The 19692-nt window shown below is 65.3% G+C and carries 15 protein-coding genes; 9 read left to right on the top strand and 6 right to left on the bottom strand.

Features of this window, described 5'->3' with window-relative positions; translation table 11 throughout:
- Nucleotides 1–40: 40 nt before the first annotated feature.
- The 8 genes from ACPDIT_RS10195 (at nt 41) to queD (ending at nt 8668) form a co-directional block, all read left to right on the top strand.
- The gene (locus ACPDIT_RS10195) at nt 41–1255 is read left to right on the top strand and encodes a hypothetical protein (protein ID WP_423443139.1); all 1215 of its coding nucleotides are present in this window, start codon (nt 41–43) and stop codon (nt 1253–1255) included.
- A gap of 111 nt (nt 1256–1366) precedes the next feature.
- Nucleotides 1367–2728: an O-antigen ligase family protein gene (locus tag ACPDIT_RS10190; RefSeq protein WP_423443137.1), complete on the top strand. Its 1362-nt coding sequence runs from the start codon at nt 1367–1369 to the stop codon at nt 2726–2728.
- 25 nt (nt 2729–2753) lie between these two features.
- Nucleotides 2754–3209, top strand: coding sequence for a type II 3-dehydroquinate dehydratase (aroQ, locus tag ACPDIT_RS10185; protein WP_423443135.1), 456 nt, complete (start codon nt 2754–2756; stop codon nt 3207–3209).
- A gap of 345 nt (nt 3210–3554) precedes the next feature.
- Nucleotides 3555–4067, top strand: coding sequence for an acetyl-CoA carboxylase biotin carboxyl carrier protein (gene accB / locus ACPDIT_RS10180; RefSeq protein ID WP_423443133.1), 513 nt, complete (start codon nt 3555–3557; stop codon nt 4065–4067).
- 75 nt (nt 4068–4142) lie between these two features.
- The gene (accC, locus tag ACPDIT_RS10175; protein ID WP_423443131.1) at nt 4143–5525 is read left to right on the top strand and encodes an acetyl-CoA carboxylase biotin carboxylase subunit; all 1383 of its coding nucleotides are present in this window, start codon (nt 4143–4145) and stop codon (nt 5523–5525) included.
- A 59-nt stretch (nt 5526–5584) separates the two neighbouring features.
- Complete coding sequence (locus tag ACPDIT_RS10170) at nt 5585–6817, top strand: hypothetical protein (protein WP_423443129.1); 1233 nt, start codon at nt 5585–5587, stop codon at nt 6815–6817.
- A complete protein-coding gene (locus ACPDIT_RS10165; RefSeq protein ID WP_423443127.1) occupies nt 6814–8211 on the top strand; it encodes an acyl-CoA reductase in 1398 nt (465 codons plus the stop codon). Before ACPDIT_RS10170 ends, ACPDIT_RS10165 begins: the two co-directional genes overlap by 4 nt.
- Nucleotides 8212–8305: 94 nt before the next feature.
- A complete protein-coding gene (gene queD / locus ACPDIT_RS10160) occupies nt 8306–8668 on the top strand; it encodes a 6-carboxytetrahydropterin synthase QueD (protein WP_423443125.1) in 363 nt (120 codons plus the stop codon).
- Here queD and ACPDIT_RS10155 read toward each other — a convergent pair.
- A complete protein-coding gene (locus ACPDIT_RS10155) occupies nt 8653–9210 on the bottom strand; it encodes an SET domain-containing protein (protein ID WP_423443123.1) in 558 nt (185 codons plus the stop codon). The genes queD and ACPDIT_RS10155 overlap by 16 nt on opposite strands.
- A complete protein-coding gene (locus tag ACPDIT_RS10150) occupies nt 9173–9961 on the bottom strand; it encodes an RluA family pseudouridine synthase (protein ID WP_423443121.1) in 789 nt (262 codons plus the stop codon). The genes ACPDIT_RS10155 and ACPDIT_RS10150 overlap by 38 nt, the downstream gene beginning before the upstream one ends.
- Before the next feature lie 430 nt (nt 9962–10391).
- Here ACPDIT_RS10150 and ACPDIT_RS10145 point away from each other — a divergent pair, with 430 nt between their 5' ends.
- Nucleotides 10392–11609: a redoxin family protein gene (locus tag ACPDIT_RS10145; protein WP_423443119.1), complete on the top strand. Its 1218-nt coding sequence runs from the start codon at nt 10392–10394 to the stop codon at nt 11607–11609.
- A 96-nt stretch (nt 11610–11705) separates the two neighbouring features.
- Here the strand turns inward: ACPDIT_RS10145 and ACPDIT_RS10140 are convergent, their stop codons facing one another.
- The 4 genes from ACPDIT_RS10140 to ACPDIT_RS10125 form a co-directional block, all read right to left on the bottom strand.
- Nucleotides 11706–13505 carry an SLC13 family permease gene (locus ACPDIT_RS10140; protein ID WP_423443118.1) on the bottom strand — a complete coding sequence of 600 codons (1800 nt, stop codon included), beginning with the start codon at nt 13503–13505 and terminating at the stop codon, nt 11706–11708.
- A 249-nt stretch (nt 13506–13754) separates the two neighbouring features.
- Entirely contained in the window at nt 13755–15980 is a 2226-nt protein-coding gene (locus ACPDIT_RS10135) for a hypothetical protein (protein WP_423443116.1), read from the bottom strand.
- Complete coding sequence (locus ACPDIT_RS10130; RefSeq protein WP_423443114.1) at nt 15955–17469, bottom strand: cytochrome c3 family protein; 1515 nt, start codon at nt 17467–17469, stop codon at nt 15955–15957. The genes ACPDIT_RS10135 and ACPDIT_RS10130 overlap by 26 nt, the downstream gene beginning before the upstream one ends.
- A 734-nt stretch (nt 17470–18203) precedes the next feature.
- On the bottom strand, nt 18204–18974 hold the full coding sequence (locus ACPDIT_RS10125) for an enoyl-ACP reductase FabI (protein ID WP_423443112.1): 771 nt from the start codon (nt 18972–18974) through the stop codon (nt 18204–18206).
- Nucleotides 18975–19692: the final 718 nt, after the last annotated feature.

Raw genomic sequence — 19692 nt, 5'->3', positions numbered from 1 at the left:
ATCCTTCCGCTTCCGCTCGCTTGGACATGCGAGGTGCAGCATGCAAACAGCGCCACATCGGATCTTGAGCGGAGTGCGCTTTCCGGTGGCCCGGGCAGAGGGGACGGTTTATAACTCTGCCGTGGCGTTTCGCGACCTGCCGAGGGAACAAACTGGCGTGTCCCTGTTGCAGCGGTCTTTGGCGCATGGCCGCCTGGGACATGCGTACCTTTTCACCGGGCCGGACCCGGCCGCGCTGGAACCGGTGGCTCGATCCCTGGCCAAGACCCTCCTGTGTCAGCAGCCGGAACGTTCGGCCGAGGGCGCACCCGTGGACTGCTGCGACCGCTGTTCTGGCTGCCGACGCGTCGACAGCGGAACGCACCCGGACGTTCACTGGGTCCGACCCGAATCCAAATCGCGCGTGATAGCCATCGATCAAGTCCGGGACCTGAGTCGCGAGATTTTTCTCAAACCGCACGAGGCCCCCTGGAAGGTGGGCATCTTGGTGGATGCGGATTGCTTGAACCTCCAAGCGGCGAATGCGCTGCTCAAAACCCTGGAAGAGCCGCCTTCGCGGTGCGTATTGATTCTGCTCAGTGCCGAGCCGGCCCGATTGCTCGAAACCATCGTGTCCCGTTGCATGCGCGTGCACTTCGCCGGGCCAGGGGCCTCCGGCCTGGACGCGGATGCCATCGAGTGGGTTCGGAGGTTCGCCGAAATGGCGGCGGAGACGCGTCGGGGCGTAATCGACCGCTACCGCATGGTGGATTTGATCCTGCAGCGGCTGGCCCAAGAACGGGAGCGGGCCGAGGCCGAGGTAAAGGCACGGTGGACCGAGGGGCCCGAGCAACCACCCGGCCCGCGGTCGGGGCCGGGGACGGAACCGACGGCCGAGCCTGCCGGGGAGGATGAAGGGCCGGCTGCCACGGCAGGCGGCTCGGAGGCGGCCGAAAAGGCTGCCATCGAAGCGGAGTATCGTCGGCGACGAGACCGTTTTCTGGGGGCCGTTCAGGGCTGGCTCCGCGATGTCTGGCTGGCGCGACTGGGCGCGCAGGAGGGGGCACGGCCGTTTTATCCCGGTTGGGCGGCAACGTCGCACCTGGCCTCGCGGCTCACAGAGGCCGAGGCCCTGCGAAACCTCAACGTATGGGAAGACCTCCAAAGCCTGCTCCGCCGAACCAACGTGCAAGAGTTGCTCGCCATTGAAACCGCCGTGCTGCAGCTGGAATTGGGCGAGCACGACGCCGCGATGCACCTCAAGTCCCGCGGCTGACGAGGTTCGAGCTCCGCAATGGAATCAGGTGGCAAACCTGGGAACCGCGCTTCTGACAAGACGGGAACTCGCGCAAACCCGCCGACCCGGCCCGATTCCAAGGCCCTGACCTTGGCTGTCCGGTGCTGGGGCATCGTGTGTGGTCTGGCCCTGGTGAAGTTCGGGAATCCGGTGATCATGGAAGGCTTTGTGTCATGGCCTTCCGACGGGTTCGAGTGGTTGCTGAGCCCGTGGCCGTTAACGTTAGGGTACGGCTTGGTCGCCCTTGCGCTCGGCTTGAGCCTCAGGGCAATGCCCGGCAGGCGCGGATGGAACCCTCGGTGGTTGGCCCTGGCACCCGCCGCATGGCTGGCGTGGCAATGCTTGTCGGCGCTGGACACCGTGGATCGGGCCCTGACCCGTCTCACTTTGCCTCACTTTATCGTTTGTGGAGCCTGTTTCTTCGCGGGCTACAAGCTGCTGGCCCTGCGACCCACCCTCCGTGGATTCTGGGCCGTCTGTGCCGCTGCCCTCTTATGGGTGCTGGCCTACGGTGTGGATCAACGGTTCCGTGGCCTGCCCGAAACACGGGCGTTCATTCTGGAACACGAGGCCACCCACTGGCAGAACTTCCCTCCCGAGGAGCGGTCCCGATGGGAGCGGAGCGGCGTTCTGATCCGAACCGCAGAAGGATGGACGGCGCATCCCATGTTGCTGGAGAAGGCGCGCAGCCTTCGGATCAGCAGCACGTTGTTCTATCCCAACACGCTTGCAGGGGCCCTGTTGCTGTTCGGCCCGCCCGTCCTTTGGGCCGTCGCCACCACACCCTTGCTCACCACCGGCGCCCGGGCCCTCATGGGATCGATCGTTGGCGGCGGGGCGCTGGCATGTCTCTACTGGTCCGGTTCCCGGTCGGGATGGCTGGTGGCGCTGGGATTGGGGTTGGTGACCTTCTTGGTCTGGCCCTGGCCGCGAACGACGAAGCTTGCGGTGCTGACGGTGCTGACCGTGCTCGGATTGGGGGTGTTCGCCTTCCGACACGCCGCCTTCTTCCAGCGGGGCGCGCCCAGCGTGGTGGCGCGACTGGATTATTGGGAGGCCGCCTGGCACACGGCTTGGGAGCATCCATGGCTGGGCACCGGGCCGGGCACCTTCCAACGACCCTACGAACAGCGGAAACGGCCGGAGTCGGAGATGGCTCGCCTGGCCCACAATGATTATCTACAGCAGGCGTCGGACTCCGGGTGGCCTGCAGCCCTGTTCTACGGTGCGTGGGTGTGGGGCGGGTTGATTTGGACGGGCCGACGTCTCTGGCGGCAGCCTGCTCACGAAGGGTTCTTTGTTTGGCTGGGGTTGCTGGGTTGGGCGGTCCAGAGCTGCGTGGAATTCAACCTTTACATTCCGGCGCTGGCGTGGCCGGCGTTCCTGTGGCTGGGATGGCTGGCGGGGGGCACGGGGGAAAACGATTCGACAAAGCCAGCTCATCCCGCATAGGATCGAGGCGCAATCCGGGGGACACATGCGCGTACTGTTTTTAAATGGGCCGAATCTGAATCTGTTGGGACGGCGGGAACCGGGCGTGTATGGGACGCGGACGCTGGCGGAGATCGAGGCAGAGGTCCGCCGTGTGGCGGCGACCATGGACGTCGAGGTGGAGTTTCGCCAGAGCAACCACGAAGGACAATTGGTGGACTGGCTTCAAGAGGCGGTGGGGCGGTTTGACGGAGTGGTATTGAACGCGGGGGCCTACACCCATACCAGCATTGCGCTGCGCGACGCAATTGCGGCCGTGGGCTTGCCGGTGGTGGAGGTGCATCTGTCGAATGTGCACGCGCGGGAGGTCTTTCGGCAGACGTCATTGATTGCGCCGGTGTGTCGCGGCCAGATCAGCGGTTTTGGACCTGGCTCTTACCTGCTGGGTTTGTACGCCATCGTTAGCGTTATCGAACCACGGAAACTCGGCTGGAACCCGTGACCGTGGCCGCTTTTGCCATGTTCCAGAGCCGGTCCGGGCGCCCGGTACGTGCGGCTTGACGCAGTCGGCCCCGCCCGTTTAGGCTCTGCCCTGTCCTGAACGTCAACGGCGACAATGAAGGCAGAGTCGGTTGCGACTGCTGCTTTTTTGATGCCGAGGGCGGACTCAGGCCGAGCGCGGGTCGTGACGGCTTGGACCAAAGTATCCATGGGCTGTTCGTGGGCCGAAATCCGGCGAATCGTGACCGGGGCCCCGTGTATTGCGCATCAGCTTCCAACCTTCAGGGCAAGAGCTCATGAGCCCTGACCCAAATCGCCAACCCCGTTGGAGTGAAAGGCGGCTGTTGTGGACCTGAAAGACATCAAAGCCATTATTGACCTGATGCGGAAAAACGCCGTGTCAGAGTTCGAGATGGAAAAGGAAGGGTTCAGAATCCGGCTGAAGCGCGCCCCCTCCCCCGGGGTGTCGCCTTCCGGGGAGGAGGCAGTCGGTGGAGTGGTCCCGAGTTTCCCGCCCGTGGTGGCTCCGGCAGGCCTCCCGGCGGCTGCGGCCGCTGTCCGGCCGCCTGCAGGCCCTGCCCCGGCGGTAGAGCCCGAAGCTCCGGAAATCGAGATCAAGTCTCCGATGATCGGTACCTTCTACCGCGCGCCCTCGCCGGAATCGGCGCCGTACGTCGAGGTCGGCTCGGAAGTGCACCCGGACACCGTCGTCTGCATCATTGAAGCCATGAAGGTGATGAACGAGATCAAGGCCGAGGTCCGGGGGATCATCACCCAGGTGCTGGTCGAGAACGCCAAGCCGGTCGAGTTCGGTCAGCCCCTTTTCAAGGTCCGGCCGCTGCCGGCCCCGGGTCCCTGAGCGGCCGGCGGAGGGGCCCACCCGACCCCTGGCTGACCCCGGCGGCTGGAAGACTCTGCGCCAACGACACCCACGATGTTCGAGAAAATCCTGGTCGCCAACCGCGGCGAGATTGCCGTGCGGATCATTCGGGCCTGTAAGGAGTTGAACATCCGCACGGTGGCCGTCTATTCCGAGGCGGACGCCAACTCGATGCACGTGCAGTTGGCCGATGAAGCGGTGTGCATCGGGAAAGCCCCGGCCTCGGAAAGCTACCTCCGCATCGACCGCATCATCAGCGCTGCGGAAATCACGGACGTGGACGCCATTCACCCCGGCTACGGGTTCCTGTCCGAGAATCCCCATTTCGCGGACGTCTGCGAAAGTTGCAACATACGGTTCATCGGCCCCAGCGCGCAGGCCATGAGCGCCCTGGAAAACAAGGCCGTGAGCCGCGCGCTGGCCAAGAAAGCCGGCGTGCCCGTGCCGCCGGGATCCGACGGTCCGGTGGAGACCGAGCAGGAGGCCATCGAAGTGGCACGGCGCATCGGTTACCCGGTGATGATCAAGGCCATCGCCGGCGGGGGCGGCCGGGGAATGCGCGTGGCGCACAATGACGTCTCTCTTGTCAAGGGGTACCACACCTGTCGCACCGAGGCGGAGAAGGCCTTCGGCAATTCGGGCGTGTACATCGAGAAGTACATCGAGAATCCGCATCACATCGAGTTTCAGATCCTGGCCGACCGGCACGGCCACATCATTCACCTGGGCGAACGCGACTGTTCCATCCAGCGGCGCAACCAGAAGGTGATTGAGGAAACCCCCTCGCCCCTCATCGAGACCCGCTTCAAAAAGCTGCGGGAGAAGATGGGCCGCGCGGCCATCAAGATCGCCGAGGCCGCCCGCTATACCAATGCGGGCACGGTGGAGTTCATCGTGGACAACCAGGGCAACTTTTACTTCCTGGAGATGAACAAGCGCATCCAGGTGGAGCACCCCATCACGGAGGAGGTAACGGGCATCGACCTGGTCCAACAGCAGATTCTGTTGGCCATGGGCGAGCCGCTCAAAATCAAGCAAAGCGACGTCCACTTCCGCGGCCACGCCATCGAATGTCGGATCAACGCCGAGGATCCCTTCGACGATTTCCGCCCCAGCCCCGGTCGCGTCGAGATGTACTATCAACCGGGCGGCCGCGGGGTGCGCGTGGACACCCACGTGTACGCCGGATACACCATCCCACCGTATTACGACTCCATGATCGGCAAGCTGATCACCTACGGGCGCGACCGACAAGAGGCCCTGCATCGGATGAGTCGCGCCCTTTCCGAGTACTACATTACCGGGATCAAAACCAACATCGGCCTGCAGCAGGCCATCCTGCAGGATCCGAACTTCCGCAAAGGTTCCTACGATACCGGTTTCATCGAGCGATTGCTCGGCAGTGCCCGACGGGAGTTGATCGAGGAACGTGCCTGAGAGGGAGGGCCCCTCGCGGGCTTTTGCGGGCAACCCGCCTCCGCCCGGCCCCAATCGCCATGTCCAATCCAGCCCCGGCCCCTGCAGAACTTCGCGCCTGCGCGGAGGATCTGCTGCAGGCATTGCCGGAGTTTGCCCGCCAGACGCCGGCCCCTGCCGCCGGCGAGTGGGGGGACGCGGCCTTCAACCGGCGTGCTCTCGAACTGTTCGCCCTGCAGTTCCGGTTCAATCCGCCCTATCGGCAATGGTGCCTGGCCCGCGGGACCACCCCGGACCAGGTCCGGCATTGGACACAAATCCCGGCCGTTCCCACTGCCGCATTTGCGGAGTTCGATTTCAGTTGCCTGGCGCCGGAGTCGCGAACCGCGGTGTTCCATTCCAGCGGCACAACGCGCCAACGACCCAGTCGCCATTTCCACAATGCCGATTCGCTACGGCTGTATGAAGAGGTCCTCTGGCGGGGGTTTCGCCGGGCCCTGTTGCCCGAAGACCCGTTTCCGGACGCGCTGGATTTGCTGATTCTCCTGCCCCCGGCCGCGTCGGCGCCGCATTCTTCCCTGGTGCACATGTGTGAGACCATCCGGCGCCGGATGAATCGCCCGGAAAGTGCCTTCCAGGGCAGTGTGGACGCATCCGGTGGGTGGTGGGTGGACCCGGCCGCGGTGTGGGCGCGACTCGAGCAATGCGCGTCGCTCGGACGCCCCGCGTTGATCCTGGCCACTGCCTGGCTGCTGGTCCGGGTATTGGACCATCCCGGTTCCCACCAGCGCCGGTTGTCGCTGCCCCCGGGATCGCGTCTGATGGAAACGGGCGGTTACAAAGGGCGGACCCGCGAGGTCCCGCCCGAGGAACTCCGCAAGCAAATCGAAGCGCATTGGGGCCTGCCGGAATCCGCCATTTTCAGCGAGTACGGCATGTGCGAGCTCAGTTCGCAGGCTTATGACCATTTCCACGTGCCGAATGCCGTTCGGGCTGCCGACCCGGGCCGGGCTCAGTCCACGGTCCGCGTCCGTGTGCGACGGCGATTCCGGTTTCCTCCCTGGGTGCGCTGGGAGGTGGTGGATCCCGAAACCGGGGCGGCCTGTGCCGAGGGTGCGGTGGGCCTGCTGCGGATCTGGGATCTGGCGAATGTGTTCTCGGTGCTGGCCGTGCAAACCGAGGATCTGGCCGTGCGCGTCCAGGACGGATTCGAGTTGCGCGGTCGGGCGGCCGGTGCGGCCCCCCGAGGTTGTTCCCTCATGGCCTTGGAGCCGGCCGATCCATCCCCCGTGGCCAACGTCCCCCGCTCATGAGCCTGCCCAGCTACTTTTTGGTGGACCTGCCCGAAGGGGCGCCACTCACCCCGCAACTGGTGGCGGATGCCTGTCACACCCTGCGCCGCAACCGCGAGCTTTACCTGGCCCACCGCACCACCTCCCAGTTGATCGGGCTGCTGGCCGAGCTGGGCCGCAACTGGCTGCAGCCCGACGACCCTTTCCGGCAGCGGGCGCTCCAGGAAGGTCCGGCCCACACCGGTTTCAGTCGGGCCACCCTGGAGCGCGGCCTGGACGCCTTCTTCGGAGGGCTGACCGAATCGAACCTGCGCCGGCTGCTTCGCCAGGACCTGGGCGAGGAGTCCGTGCTGGATGCCTTCCAACCCGCCCCGGAGCCCTCTCGACGCGTCCGCGCCCTGGGGCCACGGCTTCTGGTGCAGGTGGCGGCCGGGAATCTCCCCGATCCCACTCTTCTGTCGATCATCCTCGGTTTGCTGGTCAGATCGGCTCAATTCGTCAAATGCGCCTCCGAGGGCAGTTTTCTGCCGCGCCTGTTTGGTCATTCCCTGCGGGCTCTGGATCCCAAACTGGCGGCCTGTTTGGAGCTGGCCGTCTGGCCGGGCGGGCGTCAGGACCTGGAGGACGTGCTGCTGCGCGAAGGCGACTGCGTGGTGGTGACCGGAGAGGATGCCACGGTGGCCTCCGTGCGGGCGCGCACTCCGGTGACCACGCGGTTTTTGGGTTATGGCCATCGAGTCAGTTTCGGCTTCATTGCCGCGGGCGTGTTGCACGAGCTGAGCCTGGAAACCCTGGCGGATCGAGCGGCTGCGGATGTGACGGCTTGGGATCAATGGGGTTGTTTGTCGCCGCACCTGTTTTACGTGCAAACGGGCGCCGACCAGCAGTTTCCCTCGCAGTTCGCGGCCGCGCTGGCGGCGGCCCTGGAACGATGGGAGACCCGTCAACCCCGCGGTCCCTTGAGGCCCGAGCGCGCGGCCCTGATTGCTGCGCGCAGAGATCTCTACGCCGTGCGGGCCGCCTGTGGCGGGACCACCCGCATCTGGAACAGTGCCGGGTCCACCGCCTGGACCGTGGTGTACGAAGAAGAACCCGATTTCCAGTTGTCCTGTTTGGACCGGTTCGTGTACGTCAAACCCGTCACTTCATTGGCGCGGGCCCTTCAGGCCGCGGAGCCGGTCCGGCTCCACGTCTCGACCGTGGGTCTGGCCGCGCCGGCGGCCCAGCAGGCCGCGTTGGCGGAGGAGCTGGCCGCCTGGGGGGTTCGGCGCATCTGTCCGCTGGGGCAAATGCAACGGCCCCCGCTGACCTGGCACCACGACGGCCGACCGGCCCTGGGCGACCTGGTAACCTGGATCGACTGGGAATGCGAAGCTCCGACCGGGCAGACTTCTGCCGGACCGCCGTCCGGCTGACCGGCGGAAGAGGCGCCGATGGGTGGACCCGCGCCGCCCTGGCCTTTGGCCGGTGCGCAGGCAACCTTTTGTCCAAGGATTTGCTCGTCAGAACATGAAAGTGGAATTGCGGAAAACGTTTCAGTTCGAGGCGGCTCACCGGCTGCCCCATCTGCCGGAGGGACACAAATGTCGCCGCCTCCATGGACACAGTTTTCAGGTTGAGATTGTCGTGCGCGGCGAGTGCGATCCGCACCTGGGCTGGCTCATGGACTACGCGGAGATCGCCCGACGCTTCCAGCCCCTTTGGGAACAGCTCGACCATCGCTACCTGAACGAAATCCCCGGGCTGGAAAACCCAACCAGCGAAGTGCTGGCCGCGTGGATCTGGGAACGACTCAAACCGACCCTGCCGGAATTGGCCGAGGTGGTCGTGGCGGAGACCTGCACGGCCCGTTGCGTCTATCGCGGCGACTGAGCCCCGGCAGCCGAATCTCCGGCGACCTGCCGTGCGGCCTCTTCCAGAGCACGCTGCCGCCGCACGTGCTCGAAGAATTCCTCGGCGACGATGTAACCCACACAATTCGGGGCCCCGCAGTTGCACGGATAATCCCGGTACTCCGTCAGGTCGTATCCGTAGTTGAACGTCAACTCTTCTCCGGCCCGAATGTCCCGCAGGGCCAGGATCCAGATCCGCCCCTCGGCCTCGTCCAGTTCCGTCTCGCAGTTGGGCTGGCAGGAGTGATTCAAGAAACGCGCCAGATTCCACGGCACGTTCCCGTCGAGATCGAACTGATCGTTCAGGCAGAAGATATACACATTGTTGGCCGCGCAGCGGCGGGCCGATTCCTCCTTCGTGATCTTTTCGCCCACGTATTCGAGAATTCGCGTGCCGGCCGGGATGTCCCTGCGGGCAAATCCGCCGATCCCATGGATGGGGGACCGACGAAACACCACCCACTCCGTCTCCCCGACCACTTCCTCATTCGCGATGCGTTCCGTTGGACGCTCGGTGTTCATGGCGTTCATCGGCGCTGTCGGAATCACCGGGGCAGTTCAGTTCTTCGAATCCATGCTGGAGAAGAAATTGACTCCACGGCGCCCGGATGTCCACTGCCCGGCGCGTGAACGGGTCCCGATAGGCCAGCCGAATGGCCCGGAGTGCCAGCGGTCCAGCTCCCTCGCCACGGCCATACAGGTCATCCCCCAGCACCGGCAGGCCCGCCTCTGCCAGATGCACCCGGATCTGATGGGTGCGTCCCGTCCGGGGACGGCATTCGATCAGCGCCCGGCCGGCCCGACGGGCCAGGACGCGAAACTGCGTTTCGGCTTCCTTGCCGTGGCGCGGATCGACGCGAACCCGTCCGGGATGGCGCCGGTCCGGGGCCAGTTTCCATCGGCAGGTCCATTCCGACTGTTTCGGCTCCCCCGCAACCACCGCAAGGTACACTTTCTCCACCTGGCCGGTCTGGAACAACCTCGAGCAAGCGGTCAGCGCGCCCGGGCTCTTGGCCAGCAACAGCACGCCGCTGGTCTCGCCATCCAGCCGATGCACAAATCGCAGGTACTTGAGGCCCCGCGACCGCGCCCACCAATCGCCCGCCCGCACCGAGGATTCCAACGCCGCCTGCAGGTTGCGGGCCGTCCGCTGCCAGTGCACCGGCACCAGCAACCAACCGGCGGGCTTGTCAATGGCCAGCACTGACCGGTCCTCGTAGAGGATCGGGATGGGTTCTGCACCGGGCAGCTCGATCCAGTCGGGCTTGGCCATGAGTTCAAAAGGTTATCGAGGCCGGGTTCGAACCACAAGGCCGTGCGCGCCGCGTTTTGGCAACGAGACGCTTTTCGGCTCTCGAGCACCGGATGCATGGATGCCGAGGAAACGCCTTTCCCCTCGGCCTTCCCGCGGCGAGGACGCCCGGAATTGCGCCGAACTTTCGAGGGTGTCCAAAACGTGCAATGCACCGCTGGAAACGCGTCGGACCCTTCTGGCCGCGGCCTCGGACGTCCCGGGCACGAGCCCAAACGCAAGGAGAGCTGTTTGCGAATGCATCCGTCGCTCGATCCCGGGCCGGCCTCTTCCCGGTGGAGTCGAGCAACCCGGGCCCCGCCCGGAATTTGGGACGCCCCTCGTTTGACTTGGTCGGGCGGGCGGCGTAGGGTTGGTGCCAGTTGAAACACGAAGCTGCAAGGATACATCCATGAAACGATTCCTTTTGGCGGCGCTGCTCGGCGCCGTGTCGATGGTCTTCTCGCCCCTCTCCGCCGCGGAGCCCAAACTCGGAGATCCGGCTCCCGCCCTTCAAATCGCCGAGTGGGTCAAGGGCAACCCCGTGAACCTCGCTGACCTCAAGGGCAAGAAGGTCGCCGTCGTCGAGTTTTGGGCCACCTGGTGCCCGCCCTGCCGCGCCAGCATTCCCCACCTGACCCAGCTGCAGAAAAAGTTCAAGGACGTGGTCATCGTGGGCATCAGTGATGAAGACGTGGCCACGGTGAAAAAGTTCGTCGCCAAGATGGGCGACCAGATGGATTACGTCGTCGCCGTCGACAAGGATGAGAAGACCGGGCAGGCGTACATGGGAGCCTTCGGCGTGGATGGAATCCCCCACGCGTTCGTGGTGGACAAGGAGGGCCGCATCGTCTGGCACGGCCATCCAATGGGGGATTTGGAAAAGGTGCTCGAGGAGTTGCAGGCGGGAAAATTCGACCTCGAGAAGGCACGGAAACGCGCCGAAGCCCAGGAAAAGCTGGAGGCGTTCCAGGAAGCCGTGATTCAGGACGACCAGGCCCGCATCGAGGCGCTGGGCCGCGAATTGGAAGCGCTCGACGCGGAGGTCGGCCCGCTGTTGCGGGACCGGAAGTTCAACGCGGCCGAGATCCGCGACCTTATCCGGTTCCAGATGACCCTGGCCGAGTATCAGCAGGCCCTGGCCACGGAAGCGCCCGCAGAAACCCTGGCCGGCCTGGAGAAACGACTGGAGGAACTCGCCCCCAAAGACTTCGATCTGGCCGGAATGAAACGCCGCCTTGGTCACGCGCAGGTCTTCCGCCAATACTTCCGTGCAGTCGTCGGACGCGGCGACACCAATCAGGTGGAAAAACTGACCAGCCAGCTGAAAGAGCTTTCCGGCGTTCACCCCGACGATCTCAACGAATGGGCCTGGGCCTTGCTGACCGATCCGCGGGTTCGGCAGCGGGACCTGGCCCTGGCCACCCACCTGGCCAAGGCCGCCCTCGATGCTTCCGGCGCCACGAACGCATCCATCCTGGATACCTACGCGCGGGCCCTGTTCGATACCGGCAAGGTCAGCGAAGCGATCGAGTACCAGAAGAAGGCCATCGCCGTTGCCGAGGACGAGCCCACGCGACAGGCCCTGCGCGAAACGCTCAGCCAGTACGAGGCGAAAGCCCGCAAGTAAGCGTCCGATCTGGAACCTCCCGGAATCACCGCCGCCCACGCCCGGGCGGCGGTTTCCTTTTCACGCGCAGCCCCGGACGCGCACTCGGCCCGCGATTCAGAAGGGCCACACCCGCGGCGTCAGCCAGAGCGTGACCAGCCACGTGGCCACCGCCAAAAGCCCGCCGGCTTGCAGATAGTGCCGGAACCGGTATCGGCCCGGGCCCATCACAAGAATGGTGCTCTCGTGGGCGAAAGGCGTGCAGAAACACGCGGAAATGCAGATGGCGATGGCGACCATGAACGGTTTGGGGTCCACACCCATGACCACGGCCACCTGGTGCGCAATGGGGGCGAGAATGATGCCCACGGCCGAGTTGTCGAGGAAATGCGTCAGAATCAGCGTCACCAGGGCCAGTCCACCCAGCAGGGCCACCGGACCCCAACCCTCCAGCAAACGCACCGCCAACTCGGCCAGGTCCCGGGCCGCCCCCGTCTTTTCCACCGCCAACCCGAACGGGATGAGGCCCGCGGCCGTGACCACTGCCTGCCAGTCCACCACCCGATAGAGATCGCGGACTTTCAGACAGTCGAACACCACCACCAGCAGCGCGGCCACGGGTATCGAGACGGCCGGACTGAGCACACCGGTCGCAGCCGTTCCCACCACGCCCACCAGCAGACCCAGCGTCACCGCAGCCTTCCAACGGTTCAACGGCACGAACTCCTCCTGCGCCAAGACAATGAGGTCAGCATTCGATCGGAGCGCGCTGAGACCGGTGACGTGCCCCAGCAGCAACAACGAGTCTCCTTCCTCCAACGGGGTTTGGGCCGGCCGATCCTCGAGGCTGCGGCCGCGCCGCGCAATGCCGAGCACCGTAAAGCCGTATTGTTGGCTGAAGCCCACCTCCTCGAGCGTGCGCCCCACATAATTCGATCGTGGGGCCACCGTGGCCTCGACCGTCACCAGGTCCACGCTCCGCAGGGTCCGGTTATCGAGCGCCAGTTCCTCGCGCAACTGAAAGTCTCGTGACTTCAGCAAATTGCCAATCACCGGCACCGGGCCCTGCAGGATCAGCACGTCCCCGGCCTGCAGGTGCAGCCAGTCCGCCGGCGGGAGGCGTTCATTACCACGGATCAGACCCATCCAGGCAACCTCGCGGCCCAACCCGGCCACGACCTCCCTGACCGGTCGGCCGAGCTGGGCGGAGCGGGGCGTGACCATGACTTCCGTCAGATAATGCCGTGCCAGGCGGTCCTCCAGCGTTTCTCCCGGCTCTTCAGCCGGCAGAAAGTGTCGCCCCACCAGCATCAGCGCCGCGGCGCTGACGAGAAACACCCCGGCCGCCACCGGCGTCAAATCGAAAAACCCGAAACCCTGCCCGGTCTGCTGGCGCAGGATGTCGCTGACAATGATGTTGCTGCGGGTCCCGATGAGGGTCCACTGACCGCCCAGCAACGCACCGTAGGCCGCGATCATCAAAAAGCGCGAGGGCGACCACCCGCGCTCCCGGCAAATCGTCAGGATCAGGGGCAAAAACAGGATCACCACCGTCGTATCGTTGATGAACATCGAGGTGAGCGTCGTCGCCCCGAGGACGGCCAGTTGGAGACTCCCCTCGGTGCGCGCACAAGCGCGGAACAGCCGCATGCCCCACAGTTCGGTGGCTCCGGTGCGGGCCAGGGCGGCGCCGAACACGAACATGGCGGCCACCATGATCACGGCCACACTGCCGAAGCCGGAAAAACCCTCTGCCGGTGTGAGCAGCGGCCGCCATTCCCCGTCGGGCCGGGGCCATGGCACAATCAGTGCCAGCATCACCGCCAGCGCCGTCAGATCCATGCGCAGTTTCTGCGTCCAAAACAGGTACAACGCACCCGCCAGGATCACCGCCAACGCGACATACTCGAGGTTCATTGCGGTCCCGTGTACCGTATCGGCCTGACGAACAACACACCCGCCCCGGGGACGGGGCCATGATCCCCATCCCGAACGACCGGCAGCAGTTTGAAGAGCTTGGAAGCGGCCTGTCCAGCCCGGGACCAGGGGCCGCGGCCCCGGCCGGGCTCCGGACGAAAGGCCATCGGGGAGCGCGCCGCTCGGGCCGACCCGCGCCCGCGGCCGAAGGCGGGAATCCTCCCGGTCGAACCTGAAAACGGTGCGCGCTCAGTGCAGAAGCCGCGAGACCATGGCGTACAGGATCAACAGCAGCAGCACCACGCCCAGACCGAAGAAGAGGTAACCCATCGACCGGGCGATGCCCTTCCACCCTTCCCACTCGTCGCGCACGCGGAATCTCTCCAACTGCCCGGTGGCCAGCAGGCGCTCGTACCATCGGCGCCGTTCATGAAGCAATTCGCTGCGCGAGATGCGGCCCGAGAAAATCACGGTGTCCATCGGGAACTTCTCCAGCCGGAAATGCGTGTTGAAGAAGTGAATCGTGAAGATGAACCCCGCCGCCAACAGGGCCTCGTCCGAATGCACGATGTGGGCCACATTGATGACCCAACCCGGCAGGAACCGCGTGAAAAAGTCCGGCCACCACATGATCAGACCCGAGGTGCCGATCATGAAAACGCCCCAGAAGACCGCCAGGTAATCGAACTTCTCCCAGTAGGTCCACCGGTCGAACTGGGGCTTCGGCCCCTTGCCGAAGAACCAGCGGTTGTGCGCCACGAAGTCCCGCCAATCCTGCAGGGTGGGAATCATCGAGTCCGGGCCGAACAACACTTCCCGTACGCGGCGCCACTGCCAGCGGCCGGTCTGCGGATCCCGCACCCGGTGCCGCCCGCGCCACGCCTTGCCCACCAGGGCTGCCAGGTGCAGTCCGAAATACAGAAACGTCACCAGGGCCCCGAACCGATGCAACACCCGCGCCGTGTCCGGTCCGCCGATGACCCCAAACAGGGCTTTGGCCCAGTCGGTGTAGTAAAACTTGAGCGGCATGCCGGTCACCACCAACAACAGGAAACTGGTCACCACCAGCAGATGCAGGAAGCGCTCGAAGGGCGTGAACCGGGTGAACCATTCGTCGTCGCGCTGGATCTGGACCTTGGCTTCCCGGAAGGTCTTGGAATCGTGGAGATAGAGATAGAGGGTGCGGACCAGCCAGGCCAGCGTGTGGGCTCCGAAAAAGACAAAGACCCCCACCACCAGCGAGGTCATTCCCACAAAGACCGCATGCAACACCGGATAGTTCTCCCGGTCGAGCGGATTGGCATGCGGCTTGTACTGGGTGAAGCCGACCGTGGCCTTGGGATGGCATTGCTGGCAGGTCGCCAGAATGTGGTCCCGGGAAAGACGCGAGTCGGGGTGCGAAGTGGGCAACACGTCATGATGGCCGTGACAGTCGTAGCAGGCCGCCACGTCCGGCGCACGATTCGGCCGCCCCAGGACCATGGCCTTGCCGTGATAGGTCTCGTGATAGTAGGTGAGCCGATCCTGGTGGCATTGGCCGCATTTGCGGTCGCTGGTGGCCTTGAAATGACCGGAGGCGGGTGGCTCGATTTCGTGCGCCGAGTGGCAGGTGGTGCAGACCGGCGCACGTTTGTCTCCCTCCAACAGCCGTTGCCCGTGAATGCTGCGTTCGTAGATCTGTTCCACTCCCAGATGGCACCGGCCACAGGTCCGGGCGACATTCAGATGGTGCACCGGCGAGTCGCGGTCCACGCTGCGCTTGATGTCGTGAATCCCGTGACAGTCGTTGCAGGACGGCGCCACGATCAGGCCCCGGCGCAGCAGCGCCTGCCCGTGAATGCTGTCCACATAGTGGGCCGCCGCCTCCGGATGTTTCATCCGGTACTCTTCCGTCAAACCCGGGTTGCTGTGACATCGGGCACAGGTCCGGGGCAGGTTCAATTTGAAAACGGGCGAATCGGCGTGCCTCACGGGCAGGATGTCATGCGACCCGTGGCAATCCCAGCATTGCGCCGCGCCACTGGCCCCCAGGGTATGGCTCACCCCGTGGATGCTGGCGGCATACTGCCGGGCTTCCGCCTCGTGGCAACCGGCGCAGTTGGGCGGCGGCAGCGGCGTCGAATGGACCAGCTCCGGAATGCCTTCGTGACAATCGACACAGTCCAGCGCGGCATGCACGGACGCGGCAAAGGCGTTGGTGGGAAAGACCAACGGGATCACCTCCTGGCCGCGCTTGCGCGTCGTGGTGGGATCCAGATGACAGTCCAGGCAGTCCGCATTGGAGAAGCGTTCTGCGGCCCTCGCCCCCCCGACCAGCGCCAGCAGCAGGACCAGCACCAGCCACCCGCCGCCAGGGTTCTGCTGCGTGGCCCCGGGCTGCGCCGGCGGAACCAGGCACGCACGGGCCGCCGTGGGATCGGCCTGACGAAGAGTCCGGAAACGTCGCACCTCACAAACCTCCCGTGTGACAGTCATAACAGCCACCGTCCACCTCGTCGCCCGGATGCCGGAACGGTTGTCCCTCCGGCGTCAGCAGACGCAGCTCCTCGCCCCGGCCCTGGGCCAGAATCGCATGGCAGGCGTTGCAATCGCTGGTGATGCTGCGCCTGCCGTCTGCGGTCACATGTTTGCCTTCGTGACACCGGAAACACCCCGGCCAATACATGTGGCCGCTGTGATCGGGATACTTCTCCCACGAGGCGCGCATCTCCGGGAAGAAATTGTTCCGATAGATTTCCTGCACCACGGCGATGGCCTCTCGCACCCGTGGTTGGGCCTCGGCAAAGCGGTCCGGCGGATACGCCTCGGCCAGGAAGGTGGCAATGCGCTGCAGGGCTTCGGTACGGTTGGTGTAGGGTTGCGTCAGCGCGTACACGGCATTCGACTTGATCCAGGGCAGCCCCGGATCGATGCGACCCAGCAGGAGCGCCCGGTCGACCGCCTCGGTCGGGGGGCGGTACTGATGCGCCGGGCGATTGTGGCAATCCATGCAGTCCATCGTCCGGATGACAAAGCTTCCCGGATCATTGGTGAATCCCGGCTTGCGGAACTCCAGGGTCACCCCCTGACCGTCCACCAGCCGGACCCAGGGAATGCTCTGCCGGGTCGGATCCGGCACCCACTGGCCGTTCTCCCATCGCGCAGCCACATACTGCACGACGTTGGTCGGGTTCACGTGCCAGTGAATGCCACCCACCGGACCGTGGCGGGGATCACTGCCGCCCACTTTCATCGTCATCCGCACCACAAACGGCGTGTTGGTCTCGTCCGCCAGGAAATAGGCAAAGGTCCGATCCAGATCCCCGATGAATTTCTGCGGCCAGTGGCATTGCTCGCAGGTCTCCCGCGCCGGACGCAGATTCTTGATGGGCGTCGGAATCGGCCGGGGATATTTGTCCGCCAGGGTCGCATAGACCTGGTAGGTGCCGGAAAGTTTGGATTTTACGAACCAGGTCGCTCCCGGACCGATGTGACACTCCACACAAGCCACCCGCGCATGCGGTCCCTGCTGATGCGTCGTCCACTGCGGTTCCATCACCGTGTGACAGACCTGCCCGCAGAACTGGGTGGACTCGGTGAAGTGATACGTCTGATAACTGCCGACCGCCGAAAGCAGCAAAAACCCCACGCTCCCCGCCACAAAGGCGCCGAGCAACTTCCGGTCCCGCGGCCGTGTGAAGTCGAGGACCAGATGGGGGACGCCCGCGCCACCGCGCAGGCGACGACGCCGCTCGCGCCACATGCCCAGCACCGTCAGGCCCAGGCCGAGGAAAAGGAACGCCGGGGCCACCAAATACGTCAGAATGCCCAGGTACGGATTCCCGAACCGGGCCAGCGTATCCAGGGTGAACAACAGCAGGAACGAAAACAGGGCACCCCCGGCAATGACCAGCCCTGCCAGGCTCCACCAGTTTCGCCACAGCGGCGGCAGCGGTTGCGTGCCTCGGTTCTCCTCAGAGTTCACAAGGCCCTCCTGTGTTCGAGCGACCCGACCAGGTACCGAACGCGCGCGTCGACCCGCCCCGGAGTGCAACCCCCTGGGCGACCGCGCACCAGAATCGTCCGCGCCGGTGGTCCGGGGCGGACGCCATCCCCGGCACCCCGGTCCTCCCAGCGTCGCGCCCTGTGGGTCTCTCCGCGTTCATGCACCTGGCCCCCATGGTTGGGTACGAAACAGCCCGGACGGGTGGAGGCCGTGCTCGCAGTCCTCTCCGGATCCCGCGCCCCGGGATCCGTGTCCGCGAGGTCCGGCCTCGGTCCCATCCTCGAGGCACGGTAGGCAGAGGCGGACGGCGGAGCATTGCCGCCTTTGTCCAAGGTGCAACATATCTTGCCCCCGGGGGAACCCGCCGGCGGTGAAGTGGCAGACCCCGAACGCAGCCGCGCCACACGGCGCGGGGCCGACCGCTCAGGCAAGCCAAACCGAAGGCCCGGGGCGGCGGAGTCGTGAGCCAGTGGGCAGGCGTGTTCGGGCCGGGATCGTCCGTACGACACGCAAAGCCGGCTGGCTCCCCAAGCGGAGGCCACCGCCCCCAGGAGCCGCTCTTGCGCGCGCCCGCCCGAAAAGCCGGGGAAAATCAGGGACGGGCCTTGCCCCGCAGCGGGACCCCCTGCGGCGGGAACGGGGAGAAATTATCGCGGGAGAGGACGGCGCGTCTTTCGGAGGGTCCCTGTGAGTGCCGCAAAGCGAAGCGTCCCTTACATGCCCATGATCTGGTAGCCGCAGTCCACGTAGATCACCTGACCGGTGATGGCAGCGGCACCGTCGCTGGCCAGGAACAATCCCGTGGCTCCCAGCTCCTCCGGAAGCACATTCCGGCGCAACGGACTCTTGGCCTCGTAATGCCGCAACATCTCCGTGAACCCGCTGATCCCGCGGGCCGCCAGAGTATTGACCGGGCCGGCACTGATTGCATTGACCCGCACCCGCTGGGGGCCCAGATCGTAGGCCAGGTAGCGCACGCTGGCCTCCAGCGCAGCCTTGGCGACGCCCATGACGTTGTAATGCGGGACGACCTTTTCGGCGCCGTAGTACGAAAGGGTCAGAATGCTGCCGCCCTCGGTCATCAGGGGCGCGGCCGCGCGCGCCAGGGCGGTCAACGAGTAGGCACTGACGTCCAGGGCCACGCGGAACGCCTCGCGGCTGGTGTCCAGATACCGGCCCTCCAGGGCCTCGCGCGGGGCAAACGCCACCGAATGCAGCAACAAGTGCAACCGGCCGTGGCGCTGTCGCAATTCCTGAAATACGGCTTCGATTTGATCGTCCCGCGTAACGTCGCACGGCATCAACAAGGTGTCGCTGCCGAAGGCACTCACCAACTCGGCCACGTTCTCCTTGAGCCGTTCGCCCTGGTACGTAAACGCCAGGCGTGCCCCCTCGCGCGCCCACGCCTGGGCAATCGCCCACGCAATGGAACGCTTGTTGGCCACGCCGAACACCACGCCGATCTTACCGTCCAGCAAGCCCATGCGATGCCTTTCGCTTCGGATTCCACCGGGCCGGGGCCCCAAAACCGCCCCGCGTTTCAGCGCCCGGCACGGGTTCTTCGATGGCCCGCAAGATGGGCCAGCCGGGGAACGCAGGCAAGCCGACAAGAGCCGGCCCGTTACCGGTCCCCGGCACGCACCGTTGGGTCCGGCCCATCGCCCTCGGGAGCCCCTCCCAAACCATCAAACCGATTCTCCTTGCCTCGTCCCATCTCGACAGGCTCGGGGGTCCCTCATGCTCTTCCCGGGACCCGGCCCTCTCCCTCGATCTCCGCCCAAGAAGTGGCCTTCTTCATTCCGCGCAGGCGACCGTCTCCGTGCCTGATCCTGTGACCGAGTTGAAGCCCGTTGCGCCACCCCTTCGGAGATCCACCCTGCCGGGGGAAGCTGCTCGGGCGGTCTTTGATTCCTGATTGGGCCGGGCGAGGGGTATTGAATGCAACGCAGACATGCCGCGTGCCGAACCGCCCGCCGGTGCCACCGCCCTCCGCGGCCCGGGCCGCCCGGCCCTCATTTCACCTCGATTCTTCAGGTCACTGAAAGCGGCTCCATTCGCGGGTGCGGACGACCGCCTCTTGTTGGAGCGAGCCTTCGGAGTCGAGAAGTGCTTGGAAACGGGTCTTCCAAAGCGTGCCTGAGGTTTGTTCCGGATCGGACCGATGCGCGGGTCGATGGGGAACAGCAACCGCAGCCGCATCCG

The organism is Limisphaera sp. VF-2 (assembly GCF_049537125.1).
Taxonomy (GTDB): Bacteria; Verrucomicrobiota; Verrucomicrobiia; order Limisphaerales; family Limisphaeraceae; genus Limisphaera.
The sequence above is the reverse complement of the archived record's forward strand: the minus strand, read 5'-3'. Positions and strand labels throughout refer to the sequence as shown.

Coding starts and splice junctions, on each gene's coding strand:
- ACPDIT_RS10170 (WP_423443129.1), top strand. CDS start 5,585: ATGTCCAATCCAGCCCCGGCCCCTGCAGAACTTCGCGCCTGCGCGGAG.
- accC (WP_423443131.1), top strand. CDS start 4,143: ATGTTCGAGAAAATCCTGGTCGCCAACCGCGGCGAGATTGCCGTGCGG.
- queD (WP_423443125.1), top strand. CDS start 8,306: ATGAAAGTGGAATTGCGGAAAACGTTTCAGTTCGAGGCGGCTCACCGG.
- ACPDIT_RS10145 (WP_423443119.1), top strand. CDS start 10,392: ATGAAACGATTCCTTTTGGCGGCGCTGCTCGGCGCCGTGTCGATGGTC.
- ACPDIT_RS10125 (WP_423443112.1), bottom strand. CDS start 18,974: ATGGGCTTGCTGGACGGTAAGATCGGCGTGGTGTTCGGCGTGGCCAAC.
- aroQ (WP_423443135.1), top strand. CDS start 2,754: ATGCGCGTACTGTTTTTAAATGGGCCGAATCTGAATCTGTTGGGACGG.
- ACPDIT_RS10140 (WP_423443118.1), bottom strand. CDS start 13,505: ATGAACCTCGAGTATGTCGCGTTGGCGGTGATCCTGGCGGGTGCGTTG.
- ACPDIT_RS10195 (WP_423443139.1), top strand. CDS start 41: ATGCAAACAGCGCCACATCGGATCTTGAGCGGAGTGCGCTTTCCGGTG.
- ACPDIT_RS10135 (WP_423443116.1), bottom strand. CDS start 15,980: ATGACTGTCACACGGGAGGTTTGTGAGGTGCGACGTTTCCGGACTCTT.
- ACPDIT_RS10155 (WP_423443123.1), bottom strand. CDS start 9,210: ATGAACACCGAGCGTCCAACGGAACGCATCGCGAATGAGGAAGTGGTC.
- ACPDIT_RS10150 (WP_423443121.1), bottom strand. CDS start 9,961: ATGGCCAAGCCCGACTGGATCGAGCTGCCCGGTGCAGAACCCATCCCG.
- ACPDIT_RS10165 (WP_423443127.1), top strand. CDS start 6,814: ATGAGCCTGCCCAGCTACTTTTTGGTGGACCTGCCCGAAGGGGCGCCA.